This window comes from Frankia sp. CcI49 (assembly GCF_001983215.1).
Taxonomy (GTDB): Bacteria; Actinomycetota; Actinomycetes; order Frankiales; family Frankiaceae; genus Parafrankia; species Parafrankia irregularis.
Map to the genome: position 1 here is coordinate 229,152 of NZ_MOWP01000008.1, position 16,911 is coordinate 246,062.

Annotated in this window: 15 protein-coding genes; 12 read left to right on the forward strand and 3 right to left on the reverse strand. The window is 70.1% G+C overall.

From position 1 onward, the window contains the following. Positions 1-32 precede the first annotated feature (32 nt). Complete coding sequence (locus tag CcI49_RS42480; RefSeq protein ID WP_006538866.1) at positions 33-188, reverse strand: hypothetical protein; 156 nt, start codon at positions 186-188, stop codon at positions 33-35. Between the two features lie 1,005 nt (positions 189-1,193). On the opposite strand from CcI49_RS42480, the gene dnaG reads away from it, so the two are divergent. From dnaG to CcI49_RS08485, 3 genes are all read left to right on the forward strand, one after another. Then, positions 1,194-3,161: a DNA primase gene (gene dnaG, locus CcI49_RS08475; protein WP_076825489.1), complete on the forward strand. Its 1,968-nt coding sequence runs from the start codon at positions 1,194-1,196 to the stop codon at positions 3,159-3,161. A 40-nt stretch (positions 3,162-3,201) separates the two neighbouring features. Next, positions 3,202-4,380 (forward strand): RNA polymerase sigma factor, encoded by a 1,179-nt coding sequence (locus CcI49_RS08480; protein WP_006538863.1) that lies wholly within the window; start codon positions 3,202-3,204, stop codon positions 4,378-4,380. 215 nt (positions 4,381-4,595) lie between these two features. Further along, on the forward strand, positions 4,596-5,471 hold the full coding sequence (locus tag CcI49_RS08485; protein WP_235497935.1) for a class I SAM-dependent methyltransferase: 876 nt from the start codon (positions 4,596-4,598) through the stop codon (positions 5,469-5,471). On the opposite strand, the gene CcI49_RS43150 is transcribed toward CcI49_RS08485, so the two are convergent. Both CcI49_RS43150 and CcI49_RS08495 read right to left on the reverse strand, forming a co-directional pair. Then, positions 5,472-6,125, reverse strand: a complete 654-nt coding sequence (locus CcI49_RS43150) for a glycosyltransferase family 4 protein (protein WP_241839963.1) — start codon at positions 6,123-6,125, stop codon at positions 5,472-5,474. A 785-nt stretch (positions 6,126-6,910) separates the two neighbouring features. After that, a complete protein-coding gene (locus CcI49_RS08495) occupies positions 6,911-7,888 on the reverse strand; it encodes a hypothetical protein (RefSeq protein WP_054566984.1) in 978 nt (325 codons plus the stop codon). A 437-nt stretch (positions 7,889-8,325) separates the two neighbouring features. On the opposite strand from CcI49_RS08495, the gene CcI49_RS08500 reads away from it, so the two are divergent. The 9 genes from CcI49_RS08500 to CcI49_RS08535 all read left to right on the forward strand — a co-directional run bounded on the left by CcI49_RS08500 (position 8,326) and on the right by CcI49_RS08535 (position 16,777). Beyond that, positions 8,326-9,111 carry an energy-coupling factor ABC transporter permease gene (locus CcI49_RS08500; protein ID WP_076825491.1) on the forward strand — a complete coding sequence of 262 codons (786 nt, stop codon included), beginning with the start codon at positions 8,326-8,328 and terminating at the stop codon, positions 9,109-9,111. Beyond that, positions 9,108-9,587 carry a PDGLE domain-containing protein gene (locus tag CcI49_RS08505; RefSeq protein WP_054566986.1) on the forward strand — a complete coding sequence of 160 codons (480 nt, stop codon included), beginning with the start codon at positions 9,108-9,110 and terminating at the stop codon, positions 9,585-9,587. Before CcI49_RS08500 ends, CcI49_RS08505 begins: the two co-directional genes overlap by 4 nt. Before the next feature lie 22 nt (positions 9,588-9,609). Next, positions 9,610-10,395 carry a cobalt ECF transporter T component CbiQ gene (gene cbiQ, locus CcI49_RS08510; protein ID WP_054567279.1) on the forward strand — a complete coding sequence of 262 codons (786 nt, stop codon included), beginning with the start codon at positions 9,610-9,612 and terminating at the stop codon, positions 10,393-10,395. A gap of 41 nt (positions 10,396-10,436) precedes the next feature. Further along, on the forward strand, positions 10,437-11,210 hold the full coding sequence (locus tag CcI49_RS08515) for an ABC transporter ATP-binding protein (RefSeq protein WP_054566987.1): 774 nt from the start codon (positions 10,437-10,439) through the stop codon (positions 11,208-11,210). A 21-nt stretch (positions 11,211-11,231) separates the two neighbouring features. Then, positions 11,232-12,224 (forward strand): class E sortase, encoded by a 993-nt coding sequence (locus CcI49_RS08520; protein ID WP_076825493.1) that lies wholly within the window; start codon positions 11,232-11,234, stop codon positions 12,222-12,224. Between the two features lie 99 nt (positions 12,225-12,323). Next, complete coding sequence (locus tag CcI49_RS42485) at positions 12,324-12,482, forward strand: hypothetical protein (RefSeq protein ID WP_006538854.1); 159 nt, start codon at positions 12,324-12,326, stop codon at positions 12,480-12,482. Positions 12,483-12,993: 511 nt separating this feature from the next. Continuing rightward, positions 12,994-15,105, forward strand: coding sequence for a bifunctional diguanylate cyclase/phosphodiesterase (locus CcI49_RS08525; RefSeq protein WP_347280108.1), 2,112 nt, complete (start codon positions 12,994-12,996; stop codon positions 15,103-15,105). A 125-nt stretch (positions 15,106-15,230) separates the two neighbouring features. Then, positions 15,231-15,935, forward strand: a complete 705-nt coding sequence (locus tag CcI49_RS08530) for a protein tyrosine phosphatase (protein WP_241839964.1) — start codon at positions 15,231-15,233, stop codon at positions 15,933-15,935. A gap of 197 nt (positions 15,936-16,132) precedes the next feature. Further along, positions 16,133-16,777 (forward strand): NeuD/PglB/VioB family sugar acetyltransferase, encoded by a 645-nt coding sequence (locus tag CcI49_RS08535; protein ID WP_235497940.1) that lies wholly within the window; start codon positions 16,133-16,135, stop codon positions 16,775-16,777. The last annotated feature ends 134 nt before the right edge of the window (positions 16,778-16,911 follow it).

Here is a 16,911-nt window from a genome sequence, read left to right on the forward strand (position 1 = left end):
TCTCGCAGACGCCGGGTCCGGCAGGTGCGGGTTCACAGGGCTGTGTCTGTAACGAACTCCGACGCTCCGTTCCCGATGTCCTCAAGCCAACCGATGACCCGGTCGATGATGCTCGCGGCGCTGTCCGGTGCGGTGACGACGAAGAAGATAAGGAACGCGATCGCACCGTACTTGACGATCTTGTCCACGGCGGGCCTCCGGGCCGAGTTGGGGGAACGGGGTGCGCCCAAAGTATCGTTGTTGCGATCGACGTAGGTACGAGAATCGGCCTGATACGCATAGCTTCGTGGTCAGTGAGTGGTATGAACCCGCTGGCGCGGGCCTCTGAACTCGCAAAACAGGCCGAAGGTCACCGTCGGTGAGTGTCTGTAGCCCCCCGAATCGGTGCTGATCCACAAGTCCGCTTCGGCGTGTCGCGCCCTCTCTGGGGGAGTGTGGTCGTCCGGTCGTTGGGTGCGGTGGCCGTCCGGCTCGCCGGGTTGCCCCGGCGGTGCCATCCCCGCGTCATCCAGGTGCTGCATTGTGCCGCCTGTGCTGTCCTGTCCCGCCTGCGCTGTCCTGCGCTCCTGTGTCGTCCCGGCCCGGCTGGTGTCCCCGGGCGTGGTCGGCGGGCCACCGGTGCGTCGCCGGCGAGGGGGCGATGTCGGCCGTTGCGGGGCACTGACGGGCCGACAGCTACCAACGGCACTGTGACCAGCGAAAAACGACGTACGCTGTGATCGCTGTCGACTGTGTTTGGGATGGGATGGGGTCGTGGCGCGACACTGGAGTGATGAGGGTGGTTCGTCGGTGGCTTCCGATGTGGCCCGTGTCGCATCATGGACCCTGCAGGGGTGTGCCGATCGGTGCCGGTCGTCGTCGCTGCGGCGCCAGCCGGGCCGTGTGACCCGGGTGGCTGGGGCCGTCCGGCCCTTGCCCGGCCGCTCGCGGGCGAGCGCGTGGCATGATCGACACTGTCGGCCGGATGACAAGTACCATCACGCGAAAGGACCGTTGACACCGACACCATCGGTGGCCTAGCCGGCTCGACGGCAGCGCCGTCCCGCCGGGCAGGCGGCCGGCAGCGTCGTCTGAGGTGACCGGACACATCGAGGCCCGCGACTCGCGCAACCCCAGGGCGGGGGGCGCCGTCTATCCAGTGAACTCGGAGCCCGTAGGTGGCGGGCCCGCCGGACGTGATCAGGGAGGGTTCGGTGGCCGGACGCATCCGCGACGCCGACATCGCTCTCGTCCGGGAGCGGTCACCCATCGCGGACATCGTCGGTGATCATGTCCAGCTCCGTCCGGTCGGTGGCGGCAGCCTCGTCGGCCTGTGCCCCTTCCACGACGAGAAGTCGCCGTCGTTCAACGTGCGGCCATCGGTCGGCTTCTTCCACTGTTTCGGCTGTAACGAGGGTGGAGACGTCTACGCCTTCGTCCGCAAGATCGACGGTCTCAGCTTCCCGGAGGCGGTGGAGCGGCTCGCGCGCCGGGCCGGGATCACCCTGACCTACGAGGGCGGCGGGCCGACCAGCCGGGCGGTCACGAGCCAGCGGCAGCGGCTGCTGGACGCGCACCGGCTGGCCACCGAGTTCTACGTCGAGCAGCTCTACTCCTCGCCGGATGCGCGCGCGGGCTGGGAGTTCCTGGCTTCGCGGGGCTTCGACCGGTCGGCGGCCGAACGGTTCGGCCTCGGTTACGCCCCGGCGTCATGGGACGCGCTGACCCGGCACCTGCTCGCCCGCCGGTTCACCGCGGAGGAGCTGGAACTGGGCGGGCTGGCCAAGCGCGGTGGTCGTGGCGGCCTCATCGACCGCTTCCATCACCGGCTGCTGTGGCCGATCCGTGATCTCGGTGGGGAGGTCGTCGGCTTCGGTGGCCGGCGTCTCGCCGAGGGCTCCGACGCCGGGCCGAAGTACCTCAACACGGCCGAGACGCCGCTGTTCAAGAAGGCCAGGCTCCTCTACGGCGCCGACCTGGCCAGGCGCGACATCGCGCGCCGCTACCAGGTGGTCGTCGTCGAGGGGTACACCGATGTCATGGCCTGCCACCTCTCCGGCGTGACGACGGCGGTCGCGAGCTGTGGGACGTCGTTCGGCAGCGACCATGTCGCCATCGTCCGTCGTCTGCTGATGGATTCGGACAGCCGTACCGGCGAGGTCATCTTCACCTTCGACGGTGACCAGGCCGGTCAGGCCGCCGCGCTGCGGGCCTTCGAGTTCGAGGAGCGGTTCGTCACCCAGACCTTCGTCGCGGTGCAGCCGGACGGTCTTGATCCGTGCGACCTGTGGACCCAGCGCGGGGACGCGGCCGTGCGTGATCTCGTGGCGGCCAGACAGCCGCTCTTCGAGTTCGCGATCCGCGGTGCGATCGACCGCTACGACCTCAACACCACGGAAGGCCGGCTCGCGGCGCTCGACGCGGCCGCCCCGCTGGTCAACCGGCTCAAGGACGCCGGCATCCGGCACCGGTACGCGGTGAACCTGGACCGTTGGCTCGGCTTCCTGGACGAGYGGTTCGTGGTCGAGCGGGTAGCCGCGCACCGTTCCCGGGCACAGGGGAGTCCAGGGGCACCGGGGAGTTCGGGCACGCCGGGCAGCTCAGGCGCGCACGGGAGCACCAGGGCACGCGGGGGCTCCGGGGCGGACGGCATGGCGGCGGCCGCCTCGGCGCGTCGTCGGCCCGAACCCGCGCCCGACGAGGCAACCGCCATCGTCGAGCGCGAGACACTCAAGCTCGCCCTGCAGCACCCGGGGCTGGCCGGCCCGATGTTCGACACCCTCGCCGCGGAGCTGTTCACTGTTCCTGTGCACCGTGCGGTCCGTGAACTGATCGCCACGGCCGGTGGGGTTTGCGCGGGTCTGTATGCGGCCGGCGACCCGTCGGGCTGGGTCGCGGCAGTGGTCGCCGCGGCGCCCGACGAGGAGCTGCGGCGGTTCGTTCTCGCGCTCGCGGTGGAGGGGGTGCTGTGCGACCACGATGTTGACGACCGTTATGTCGACGATCAGATGTCGCGTGTCCAGGAGCTGCATGTGACCCGTCGGATCAGGGAAGTCAAGTCGCGGGTGCAGCGGCTGAACCCCACCTCCGACTCTGATGCCTTCAACCGTGCGTTCGGCGAGCTGATTGCTTTGGAACAGCACAAGCTCCAACTCCGGGAGCGGGGCGTAGGTGCCGCGTAACCTGGGTCGATCCCGAGAAGGAAGTGACGAGATTCCGCCCATGAGTCCTACCGTCCTACCCCGCGAGGCCCAGGTGGACGAGGTCAAGGACCTCATCACCCGTGGCAAGGAGATCGGTTTCCTCACCACTGAGGACGTCACGGTCGCGATCCAGGCGGCCGAGTTGCCCCCTGAGCAGGCCGAGACGGTCCTGCAGGTGCTCAACGACGAGGGCATCGAGGTGCTCGAGGCCGGGGGCGAGAACGCCGACGAGGCGGATCTGCTGGCCCGTCGGCGTCGCGAGGAGGAGGAGCTCGCGCTCAAGGCCCCGACCTCCGACCCGGTACGGATGTACCTCAAGGAGATCGGCAAGGTCCCGCTGCTCACCGCGGAGGAGGAGGTCGACCTCGCCAAGCGGATCGAGGCGGGTCTGTTCGCCTCCGAGAAGCTCGCGGTGGCGACGAAGAAGACCTCCCCGCAGATGCGCCGGGACCTGGAGGCCATCGAGCGGGACGGGCAGATCGCCAAGCGGAAGCTCGTCGAGGCGAACCTGCGGCTCGTCGTCTCGATCGCCAAGCGCTATGTCGGGCGCGGCATGCTCTTCCTGGACCTGATCCAGGAGGGCAACCTCGGTCTCATCCGGGCGGTCGAGAAGTTCGACTACACCAAGGGCTACAAGTTCTCCACCTACGCCACCTGGTGGATCCGGCAGGCCATCACCCGCGCCATCGCGGACCAGGCCCGGACGATCCGTATCCCGGTGCACATGGTCGAGACGATCAACAAGCTGATCCGCATCCAGCGGCAGCTCCTCCAGGACCTCGGCCGGGAGCCGAGCCCGGAGGAGATCGCCAAGGAGATGGACCTCACGCCGGACAAGGTCCGGGAGATCCTGAAGGTCTCCCAGGAGCCGGTCTCGCTGGAGACGCCGATCGGTGAGGAGGAGGACTCTCACCTCGGCGACTTCATCGAGGACTGCGACGCGGTCGTCCCGGTGGACGCGGCCAGCTTCATTCTCCTTCAGGAGCAGCTCGACTCGGTGCTGCACACTCTCTCCGACCGGGAGAAGAAGGTGATCCAGCTCCGGTTCGGCCTGACGGACGGCCACCCGCGGACGCTGGAGGAGGTGGGTCGCGAGTTCGGGGTGACCCGCGAGCGCATCCGTCAGATCGAGTCCAAGACGCTCTCCAAGCTGCGTCATCCCTCGCGATCCCAGAAGCTTCGCGACTACCTGGAGTAGTCGAACTCGTTGTAGTCGTTCGTTGACTTAGGGTTTCCGTCCTGTAAGGGTCGGACCCTGTGACGCAGCGGTCAGGCAGTCCGGAAGGATCTGCGGCTCCCGGGCTCCCTGACGGTTGCGTGTCCGCGTGCCCGCACGTGTCCTTTCTCCGCTGGCTCGTGCTTGCGGCGACCGGAGGCCGCACCTTTCTGAGCGCGCGATGGGTCCGTGGGCTGTTGGCTCTGACCCCGTCGTCGTGGCGGCCAGGCCTCGCGCTGCGGCTACTGGGGCTGGCGCCGCACTATTTCCACGGCCACGGCCTGAGCTTCCGCGGTCACGGCCTGGGCAGCGCGGCGCACCGCAGCCGCGTCTCGCTCGAGATGTTCGTCCGGGATGTGCTTGAGCCGTACCTGGCCCCCGAGCAGGACCTGCTCGATGTCGGATGCGGCCCCGGCTACCTCACCCGCGCGGTGGCCGGGCGGGTCTGGTCCGTGACGGCGCTTGACGTCTCCCGTGGGGTTCTCGCCTGCGCACGGATCCTGAACCCGGCGATCAACATCGACTACCGGACTCCCCAGGACTTCTTCGGATCCGGGCGGCGGGTGGACATCGCCGTCTCCCTCGATGTCGCGACCTGGATGGGCGACGGCGAGCTGACCGACCTGCTGGACCTGGTGTGGGCGAGCCTGCGCCCCGGCGGATGCCTCGTCCTGCGCACCTGTGTGCGCGCGGATGTCTCCGGACCTGGCCCCGGGCCTGGTCAGGCTGCCGAGCCCGTCGGGCGGTCCACGCTCGCGGCGGGGCAGTCCAGGCGCGCGCACTCGCGTGGATCGCGGCGCGGATCCCCGCACTGCCATCCTCGGCAGGCGGATGATCTCGTCGGGCTGGTCGAGCAGGCCGGCTTCGGGAGCGTCCTGCTCCACGCCCTGCACGCCCCGGCTGTCGAGAGCGGTCCGCAGCGTGCAGTGGCGGAGAACGCCGCGGCGCAGAACTGTCTGCTGGTCGCGATCCGCCGCTACGACCGGATCGGCGGATCAGACCGGATCACCGAGGCGGCGGCGCAATCTCCGCCGCCGCCGCAGCGGGCATCGCAGCCTGCGGCCCGAGGCTGATCAGCTGCGCTGACGGCCCAGCAGCGCGGCGAACACGGCCTGGCTGTGATCGTCGGGGTCGGTGACGGCACGCGCCCAGTCGCTGGCAAGCCGTCCGGCGCGGGCCAGCCGTGCGCGGTCGGCGAGCAGGTCGGCCAGCACCCGCGCCAGGGCTGGGCTGGACTCGTCCGCCGGGGTCCAGCCGGTGACACCCCGTTGGTAGGCGTCCCGGGAGCCGCCCTGTGCCGGACCGATGACGGCGCAGCCCGCGAGCTGGGCCTCGAGCAGGGCGGTCGGGTGCGACTCGCCGCTCACCGGCGACCTGGTACGGGTTCTGGTGCACAGGGCGAAAAGGTCGGCTGTCGCATACAGCCGGGCCAGTTCCTCGTCGCTGGGATCCTCGAACAGATCCGTGTGCTCCCGCCCGGCGATCAGGGCATGCAGTGAGCCTGGGGCCGGCCCGGCTCCCGCGATCACGAGCCGCACCGGTCCCGCCGTCCCGCCGGCATCGTCCGGCGCTTCCTCCGGCACCGGTGCGCGCAGCGTGTCCAGGGCGTCCACCAGGGTCGGAAGGCCCTTGGCCTCCCACTCGTCGAGGGGGAAGACGGTGAGCACCGTCGGCACCGGGGGCAGCGGGCGCCGCCGGGCGGCCTCGGCGAGGAGCGCCTCCGCCAACGATGGTCCAGACCAGGTGGAATGACCGCGCCCATCCTGGTCGGGGACAGCGCTCCCGCGCCGAACGAGCTTGTCGTCACCGGGCAGAGCAGCGGGTCGTGGCGCAGCAGAAGACGCAGGTGGCGCCGCATCGTCCACATGTCGACGCCGTGGAAGAGCACCGGTACCCGGCTGGCGCCGGTGAGTCGGGCGGTGACGAGGCCGGTCAGTGCCAGGTCCACCTGCCCCACCACGACGCTGTCCAGCGGGCCCAGTGCCCGTGCGAGTGCCGCGGTCTCCCATGCCGAGCGGCAGCGGCCCGCCAGGTCGAGGCCCGGTCGGGCCGGTTGGTCAGGTGATCCGCGCCGCCCGCCCGGCCCGGTCCGTGCCTGCTGGTCGTCCGGCCCGCCCGGCGTGAGCTGCGTGACCTCTGCGCCGCCGGCCTGAAGGCCCGCGACGACGGCGGCAAGCTGCCGCGCGGCGTCCGGGCGTGCCTTCGCCGGTCTCAGCAGGAGTACCCGTGGCGCGGGCGTGGGCGCCGAGGTCGGCGTGGAAGCGGATGTGGCGCCGGGTTCTGCGGGGGCGGCCGGCCTGGTCGGTGAGCGGCGAGAGGGGAGCACGGAACGTGATAGTAGAGAGTCTTTCCGTAGTTCCGTTGATGCGTGGCCGTGTCCGCCTCCGCGTGGGTGTTCGCGCCTTCGCTTCGAAGGGCTCCGGTGTGGCCGCGTGTGGCGGGGCGCCGTAGGCTACGCGGCCCTTGCGTGCTGTGGTGGCGGTTTCGCTCCAGGTAGCCGAAGGGGGCATCCTCACCGTTCCGACTGGCCGAGCGGCGGCTCGTGCCGACTCCGGGCCGGAGACGTCGACGGCCGTGCCGCCGGTGCGTCCGCCGTGTGAGGCGGCGCTGGGGCCCAGGTTGTCCACCGGGTGACACGCGGCTCATCCAGCCGTGGGTCGCCGCTCGGGGGGACAGGGCCGAGGCCGTCCAGCAGACCGTGCAGGATGAGCCGGCCAGGGTGCGATCCGTCGGCTCCCGGTGGCCTGAGCACCGTGGCGCGCGGAAGTGTCGCGAGGACGGTCCAGAGCAGCGCCGCGGCGGTGCGACCGTGCCAGCGGCGGATCCGGGTGTACCAGAGGCGGTTGCGCACCTCGTAGTAGCCGTAGGCGGCGGCGGGCACGGGGCCCGCGCCCCGGCGCCAGGCCAGCCAGGGGCTGATCACGACACTCCAGCCGGCATCGCGGACGCGATGGCAGAAGTCGACGTCCTCGAGGCCCAGGAAGTAGCGGCCATCCATCGGAATCCGCTGATGGCATTCGGCCTTGACGAACATCGCCGCGCCGGTCACCCAGTTGGCCTCGCTGGGCCGGTCGCCGGGGGCGTTGCCGAGGATCCGGGGCAGGACGAGGAACCGGGTCGGGCGTGCCGGCGTGGTCGGCGCCGTGGCGTCATCCACGAGGGTGGGGGCCACGATCCCGATGTTCGCGCCGGCCAGCAGCTCCAGGCAGGCCCCGATGGTCGGGTCGTCGATGCGCACGTTGTTCTCGACCAGCAGGTAGGCGGCAGCCGCGGGCATCGTCTCAACGGCGTAGCGGAAGGCTCCACCCCGCCCGAGATCACGGGGGGGAATGAGCCAGCCGACGCTGGCCGGCAGCCCGGCGGGCCGTTCGGCGCGGTCGTTGGCGATCACCGTGACCTGGTCGAGATGAGTGGAGACGTCAAGGCGGGTCGCGAGATCGAGTGTCGGCTCCGTCGGGCCTCGGTGCACGATCACCGCGACGGTCTTCATGGCCGCACCTCACGCGGGCCCGCGACGGGCACGGTGGGGGTTGCGGGGCGCCGGAGCCCGGGTCGGTGCCGGGCCCTGCGTCGCGCGGGGTGGGCGGCCTGGTATCCCGGGAGGAGGACCGCCGGCTCCGCCGGCGCCGCCGAGCATGCAGAGATCTCCACCTGTGCTCCTCTTGGGCGCAAACCCCGTGGTGGTCGCCGAACCCCGCGGAGTGAATGCAAATGATATCTATCAAGTAACCCAGAGTAACTTCTGGTGTCGAAGCGTAGTCCTGCGAGGCTCGATCCCGAGTGAGGGTGGGCCGGGCGTCGGCCGGAGTCTCGCTGGGCATCAGTCCGTGGTTTCTATCTGCAAATCACTCGCAAGTGCGTATTCTTAGCACCCGATGGGGCGATCTGCGCCGCGGACGGGCCGGAGACCCGGCGAGAGGGGAGACCATGCATATCCCGGATGGGTTCATCGATGCTCCGACCTCCGCCGCGTTCGGTGTGGTGGCGGTCGCGGGTATCGGTTACGCCGTGAAACGGGCGGGCGAGGAGAACACGGACCAGCTCACACCGCTCGCCGGTCTGGTCGCCGCATTCGTGTTCGCGGCCCAGATGCTCAACTTTCCGGTGGCGATGGGAACCAGCGGGCATCTGCTCGGCGGCACTCTCGCGGCGGTTCTCGTCGGCCCGTGGCTGGGGGCGATCGGGCTGGCAGTGGTGCTCGGTGTGCAGTCACTGTTCGCGGATGGAGGGCTGACCGCGCTCGGGCTCAACATCACCAACATGGCGCTCGTCGGTGCGATGGGAGGGTACGGGCTGTTCACCCTGGCCCGACGCCTGCTGCCGCGTCGTGCCTCGTCGGTGATCGCCGCATCGGTGATCGCCGCCTTCGTGACGGTGCCACTGGCCGCAGGTGCCTTCGTCGCGGAGTTCGCCGTGGGTGGCACGGTCGACCTTCCCCTGGATGGCGTCGCCGGTGCGATGCTCGGCGTGCACTGCCTGATCGGGATCGGCGAGGCGGCGATCACCGCGGCAACTCTCAGCCTGGTCCTGAGTACCCGGCCGGACCTCGTGTACGGCGCTCGCGACCTGCTCGGAAAGCAGGAGCTGACGGTCCGCCGCCGCGAACCCGCCGTCGTCGGCGCCACCGGCCTGTCGGGTCGCCCGCCCGCCCTCGCGCCCGCCGGTGCTGATGGCTCGTCGGATCGAATCGGGGATGGGAGCAACCCCTCATGACCAGGTCGGCCGCCGCGGATGCGACGTCCTCCACCCTGACCGAGTCGACGGCGACCGAGCCGACGGTGCGGCGTGTCGCCGCGCGCCCTGAGCGGCACAACAAGGTCTTTGTCGGCCTCGGCCTGTTTGTTGCGTTCGTCCTGGCTGGATTCGTGTCCGGCTTCGCCAGCTCGAGCCCGGACGGCCTGGAGAAGGTCGCGGCCGACCAGGGCTTCATCCACCAGGAGAAGAGCCATTCGTTCGCGGACTGGCCACTCGCCGGCTACGCGGTGTCCGGGATCGACAACGAGCGTCTCGCCGGCGGCCTGGCCGGCGTCATCGGGGTGTCGATCGCCTTCGTCGTGGGTGGCGCCGTGTTCTGGGGAGTCACTCGGCTTCGGCCGCGGGCCGCTTCCGCGGCCTCGGAGCGCGATCAGGCGGCGGAGCGTACCGGAGCCGGGCCGGGGGCCGGAGCCGGTGGCGCTCCGCTCGCCTGAGTGAGGGGTGGCGGCGACCGCGATGGGTGGTGGCGCGCATCTGCTCGATCCATATCAGCCCGGACGGGGCGTTCTGCGGAGCATGCCGGCGCAGTGCAAGATCGTCGCGGCCTTCGGCTACGTGATCTGCGTGGTGGTCACCCCGATCACCGCTGGCTGGGCTTTCGGGGTGCACCTGCTGGTGCTGGCCTCGCTCTGTGCGCTGGCGCGGCTGCGGCCGCTGTTCGTGATCCGCCGGCTCGCGGTGGAGATCCCGTTTCTCGCCTTCGCGGCGGCACTTCCGTTCGTCGTTCCCGGCCCACGGGTCGAGCTGCTCGGGCTCGGACTCTCACGGCCTGGGTTGGAACAGGCGTTCGGCCTGCTCGCGCGGGCTACGCTCGGATTGATGACCGTTATCGTGCTCGCCGCGACCACGCCGGCAAATGATCTTCTGGCCGGGCTTGAGCGACTCCGGCTGCCCCCCGTGATCATCGCGGTCGCGTCTTTCATGATCCGGTATTCGGGCCTCGTCGTGGATCAGATGCGTCGGATGGGTGTGGCTCGCCGTTCGCGCGGGCACGAGCCGCGCTCACTACGAGCGACCGGCGTGCTCGCGGCGTCGCTCGGCACCCTGTTCATCCGTTCGTACGAGCGGGGCGAGCGGGTTCACCTGGCGATGCTCGCCCGCGGCTACTCGGGCACGATGCCTGTCGCGATGCCGACCGTGTCGCCGCGACCGGCCCAGTGGGCGACGGCCAGTGCGCTGGTCATCCTCGGTGTCGCGGTCGCCGTCGCCGGCCGGAGCCTCGATCTCGGTGTGGTGTCGTGACGTCCAGATCCACGTCGGCTTCGGCTGCCGAGGCCGCGTCCGTGACCGCCGCCGCGGACGCGGGACGTCCCGCGGTGGAGATCGAGGGCCTCGCCTTCGCCTATCCGGACGGGCGGCAGGTGCTCTTCGGGGTCGACCTCACGGTCGCCCGCGGTGAGCGGATCGCGGTGCTCGGGCCGAACGGTGCCGGCAAGACGACGCTCATGCTGCATCTCAACGGCATTCTGGCGGCCGGCGCGGGCACGCTTCGCATCGGCGGGATGCCCGTCGCGAAGGCGAACATGCCGGAGATCCGGCGCCGGGTCGGCCTGGTCTTCCAGGACCCCGACGACCAGCTCTTCATGCCGACCGTGGGTCAGGACGTCGCGTTCGGCCCCGCGAATCTGGGCCTTCGAGGCGCGGAGCTGTCGGACCGGGTGGCCGAGGCGCTGCGGGCTGTCGGTTTGGCGGAGTACGCCGAGCGGGCGCCGCATCACCTCAGCCTGGGCGAGCGGCGCCGCGCCGCCGTGGCGACGGTGCTCGCCATGCGGCCGGAGGTTCTTGTCCTCGACGAGCCATCGGCCAATCTTGATCCGGCTGGTCGCCGCGAGCTCGCGGAGGTTCTCCAGGGGCTGGACCTCACGCTCATCATGGTCACCCACGATCTGCCCTACGCACTGCAACTATGCCCGCGCTCGGTCATCCTCGACCAGGGAATGATCGTTGCGGATGGCGCGACGGCCACCCTGCTGAGTGACGAACCGTTGATGATGTCGCACCGACTGGAGTTGCCCTTCGGGTTCAACCCGCGCCACGCCATCGCGGAGAGTAGTTGATACATGGCTTAGGGTTGCAGCATGGCTGCTGGGACTCCGGGCGAGGGCAAGGAACCGGGCAGTTCACTGTCGACGTCGGCTTCACCGGCCGACCTGGCCGGGGCCGACCGGCGAGGAGTCGATGCCCCGGGCGAGCTCGACGGCCTCGACAGCCTCGACGACCTGATGGGCGGCCCGGATCCGCGGAACCCACCTGTCGCCGCGGTGCCGGCCCAGGGCCTGGCGCCGGCATATCGCCCGGCGCGGGCGAGAGGACGTGGATACGCCGCCCCGGAGCCGCCGGCAGCGGACCCGCTGCGGGATCGGACGGTGCGATCGCTTGGCGGCCATCTCGCCCGGGGCGCCGGGGAGTTGATGATCACTTGTGGTGTCATCGTGGTTCTCTTCCTGTGCTACCAGCTGTGGATCACTGACATCTTCGCTGCTCGAACGCAGGATCAGATCCGCCACGACCTGACAACAGCCTGGGCCAAGCAGCCCCTCCCGAAGCCGGCGGTGGGCGGCGGCGCGGACCCGAGGAAGCGGCCATCCGTGCCGCCCGTCGAGCTCGGCGACGGGATCGCCGTGCTGAGGGTGCCGCGTTTCGGAGCGGACTACGCGCCGGTCGTCGTGGAGGGCGTGTCGACGGCGGACCTGCGCCGCGGACCAGGGCACTTCCCGGGCTCGGCGATGCCTGGCGAGATCGGGAACTTCGTCGTCTCGGGACACCGAACGACCTATGGCAAGCCCTTCAGTCGGGTCGACGAGCTCAAGGTGGGGGACCCCATCGTGGTCGAGGTCGCCGACAGGTATTTCACCTACCGGGTCACGGGATCGGAGATCGTCGACCCCCACCGGCTGGACGTGACCTACCCCGTACCAGGGCATCTGGGGGAGGCCCCCACCAAGGCACGGATGACGCTGACGACCTGCCATCCGCGCTTCTCCGCGAAGAGCCGACTCATCGTCTTCGCGGAGCTCGATGAGACGAGAGACAAGAGCGATGGGCCGCCTCCCGTACTGACGGGCGGGTAGCCAGCTCAGCCCTGGGCTCCTCCTCGGCCTTGGAGGTGACCCCTGGATCACTGCCCGCGCCGACCACGATCGGTGTGAATCGCCTTAGGGGATTGACTCATGTACAGCTGGATATTCAGGCATCTTCCCGGGCCGAGGCAGGTGCGGATCCCGCTCGCCGTGCTTCTCGCGCTCGCCGTTGTCGCGATTCTCCTTTTCCTGGTCTTCCCGCTGGTCGAGTCGTATCTGCCCGCTACGAGCGTAACCGTCGGGGACTAGGCGGGGAACGCGCCGGTGTGTTGCTCGCTGTGGCACGCGAGCTTTCCCTGTCGGGTTCCACGGTCGGACCACACACAGATCACAAGTGGCAGGATCATGCCGTTGAAGCGTCGAACGTTTGCCGTTCGTCAGGGAATCTTGTCCCGTGATGTCTTCCGATGAGCGAACGGAGGGGCTAGTAGCCCTTGCGGCCGGGCCAAGAATCCCGGGGTCCGATAACCTGCCAACTCGTGCGGGTGACCCGCACGTACCGCGGGGGCGAGCGAACCAGGCGCAGRCAGCCGCTACGACAGGGCAGGCGTGGGGAGCCCGTTCCTAACGGAGCAGGTTCGACTTCGGGGGCAAATCGTATGGTCAGGCAAGACTTTTCTCTGAGCGGTTCACCAGGTGAGCGTCGGTGGTGACCTCGGCGCGAATGGACCGCACGATCAGGCGGCGTACCGTGCCTCGCAGGCCGCCGGCGGGTCCTCCCGGTGTGCCGGTACCGGCACAGGCAGCAGCGGAAGCGCCGGTGACGCACACGCCGGTGACGTACGCGCCGGCGGAACGAAACCCGATGGGCGAGCACAACGATTCGTCCGGGCCGTCGGCGTGCACTGCGCTGACAGGAGTCGACACCGCCGGCGCAGGCGAGGGCGAGGGCGAGACGGCCTGTTCCGGTCCGGGTCGATATGTGGTGCTCGGCGGCGTGGAGTCGCCCGGCCCGGTGCGGGCGGGGGCGTCCACGCCGCCGTCGGACCCGGCACCGTGCTCCGGCGGCGCCGGTTCGGCCCGGCCGATGGCTGCCCGGCCGATGGCTGCCCGGCGTTCCCGTTCCGTCGCGCTCGGATCGGCGCACCGGGCCGCCGCCGCACTCGTCCTCGCCCCGGTCCTACTGGTTTCCATCGTGGTCTGGTCGCTCTGCCGCGGCGGGTCGACTCTGCCGGCGATCCTGGCTTCCTCCCTGGCGACGACGCTTGCCGTCGGTCTGCCGGTGCTGGGCGTCAGCGGCCGCGCGGCCGCGCTGCTCGGCCGGCGCCGGCGCGGCGTGGACGGCCTCACCGGCCTGCCGGGCCGCCGGCATTTCCTGAAGACCGCCGGCCACTGGCTGGGAGGGGGGCATCGGGCCGGCGGCGCCGCGCCCGCCGCACTCATTCTCGTTGACCTTGATCGTCTGCGGGATATCAACGGAACACTCGGCCATGAGAACGGTGACCGACTGCTTCGGTCCGTCAGTGACCGGCTCCAGCAGGTTCTGGGCGCCGACGATCTGCTGGCGCGGGTGGACGGTGACGAGTTCGCGGCACTGCTGCGCGGCGTCGACCTTCCCGACGCGGAGGGGGTGGCGCGGCGAATCAGGGAGGCACTGCGGACACCGGTCAGCCTCGACGACCTGCGCGTGCAGGCGGAGGTGAGCGTGGGTATCGCCCATTTCCCGGAACACGGGCGGAACGTGCTCGAGCTTATGCGGCGAGCAGAGGAAGCCATGTACACGGCGAAGGGCACCCACAGCGGCCAACGCGTCTATGCTCCCGACTGCCAGCTGGGGAGTCGGGCGAGCCTGGGGCTGCGTGCGGATCTGCGTGAAGCGCTGGACGAGGGCCAGATCGAGCTGCGTTACCAGCCCAAGGTCGACATGCGCAGCGGGCGGATCAGCGGCGTCGAGGCCCTGGTGCGCTGGCGGCATCCCACCGGAGGCCTCCGGCCGCCGGACCTGTTCCTGCCCGAGATGGAGCGGGCGGGTCTGATGGAGCTGCTGACCCGGCGTGTCCTCGACCTGGCCCTCACCGACTGCGTTCGGTGGCGCGCGGCCGGGGCCACGCTCGCGGTGTCGGTGAACGTGCCGGCCTCGGTCATCGTCGACCCGGGATTCGTCGACCTGGTACGTGGGGAGCTCGAGATCCACGGCCTGCCCCCGTCGGCACTGGTCGTCGAGGTCACGGAGGACGGGCTCATCACGGTTCTGGAGAAGGCGCAGCGGACGCTCGCGGGCCTGCGTGACCACGGTGTGCGGGTCAGCCTCGACGACTACGGCACCGGGCTGTGCTCCCTTGCCTATCTGCTCGAGCTCCCGGCCGATGAGGTGAAGCTTGACCAGCGCTTTCTGCGTGACATCGACCGGGACCCCTCCGCGGCGGAGATCGTCCGATCCACCGTCTCCCTCGCACACGCCCTGAGCCTGCGCATCGTGGCCGAGGGCGTCGAGACGTCGCGCTCGTGGGCCTCACTCGCTGCCTGGCAGTGCGACGAGGCGCAGGGTTACTTCGTCTCTCGCCCGATGACGGGGGAGCGGGTGCTGAGCTGGCTGAAGGAATGGGATGACCGTCTCCGGCGGCTGCTGCAGGTGGGCGAGCCGGCGATGACGGGGCCGATCAAGGTCACATCCGGGTCGTCGGGCGCCGGTGGTGTGTTCCCGCAGCCTGTTCCCGAGGCGACCTCGCTCACGGCGACCACGGCGGTAGCCCCCATGGCGGGCGGATCCGATCTGACCGGCACGCCGGTTCCACCGAACACCGCGCCGTTGAAGATCGGCGTGCGCGGCCCGGCACCACGATCTCGGGCACTTCGCGGCTCACAGCGCGTCGACACGGGAGGACGACGCCTGTCCGGCCAGCTGGTGCACGAGGATCGGCTGACGGGCTAGCGGGAACGGCGTACCTGGTGGCCAGGCCTCACGGGAGGTAGGCCTGACCACCAGGCCATGCCGTGGCGCCTTGAACGGGCTGGCGTCGGGCGGGCAGGTTGTGGAGGGCGGGTTGTGGAGGGCAGATGGCGGTTGGACATCTGGAAGCCGTGCCAGATCGGGCGAGCTGGTCGGTGCTCATGGTCTGTACCGGCAACATCTGCCGGTCCCCGGTCGCGGAGCGGCTGGCCGTCGCCGGGCTGACCCGGCTGATGGCGCGGGTCGGGCTGCGTGAGCCACTCGCCTGCGCGGCAGCGGTGAGCAGCGCCGGAGTCCAGGCCTGCGTGGGTGGGCCCATGCACCCGCTCGCGTCCGCGGTGCTGGACGAACACGGCGTGGATGATGCCGGGTTCCGTGCACGGCAGCTGACCACCGCGATGGCGGAGCGGGCCGATCTCGTTCTCTGCGCGACGCGTCAACATCGTGCGGACGTCGTCACGCTGGCACCGCGGGCGGTCCGCAGATCATTCAMCCTGCGCGAGTTCGCGCGGCTGGCAGATTGGGCCTTGGCCGACGGTCGCCTGGCCTCGCTCGAGCCGGATGTCGAGATCCAGCCGGAGCACCTGCGGGTGGCGGGGATGGCGCTGACGGACGCCGCGGCGGCGGCGCGTGGCATGACGCGTCCGTCTGCTCCGGAACATGACGACATCGCCGATCCGCTCGGTGGAAACCTGGAGGCGTTCCGAGACTGTGCGAACATCATCGACGCGGCGGTCAGGTCGGTGGAACACGTGCTTACGAGCCTGCTGCTGCCTCGCCCCGCAGCGGTTCACCGAGGACCGGAAAAATAGATAACTACTGCAGCAAAGATTTAAGTGAGCGCATAGGTGCGGGCGCGGCCGGACGGGTGTCGACGCGCACCGGTACCGGTTGATTGCGGCCCGGCGTGGAGAGGTATCGGCTACTCTCCCAGCAAGTAGCCTCCGGAAAATATTCAGATGTTTTTCGGGTATGCGAAGAGAGAGCTGGTTGCGGTATGGATGCGCTGGTGATCGTAGGTGCGGGTGGCCACGGCCGGGAGCTGCTCGAGGTCGTCGAGGCTGTGAACGAGGTCGAGCCGACTTACGACATTCTCGGCGTACTCGACGACGGTGAGCCCGATCTCGACCTCCTCGCGACCTACGGAGTCCGTCATCTCGGGCCGGTAAGCCTTCTCGCCGACCTGGACGCCAGGTATGTACTGGGAATCGGCTCCCCGTATGCGCGGCGGGCGATCGATCGTGCTGCCACCGGCTGGGGCCGGGTACCGGTGACCCTCGTCCACCCGGCCGCCATGGTCGGCCGCCGGGTCACCCTGGGGCCTGGAAGCGTGGTGTGCGGGTTCGCCAGCATCACGTCCAATGTGCTGACCGGTCGCCATGCTCACGTCAATGTCGCGGCGACGGTCGGGCACGACTGTCGGCTGGGTGACTACACGACGCTTGCGCCCGGGGCTCGGATCAGTGGTGCCGCCACGATAGGTGACGGGGCGACGGTCGGGAGCGGCGCGGTTGTCCGACAGGGGCTCACGGTCGGGGCCGGCGCGGTCGTCGGCGCCGGCGCGGTCGTGATCCGGGAACTTCCCGCCGAGGTGGTGGCCGTCGGGGTTCCCGCTCACCATCGGCCGCCCGTGCCGCAGCTCGGCTGGTACTGATCGCTGCGGGTTTGGGCCTCCCGCGCCACGGCTTCGATCGAACTGCGCCGCAGCGCTGGAGCTGAACCCCGGGCGGGCGCCGCGCCTCCTTCCCGCCGGTCCTGACCGGCGCGCCGTTCTGATCCGATCCCGAC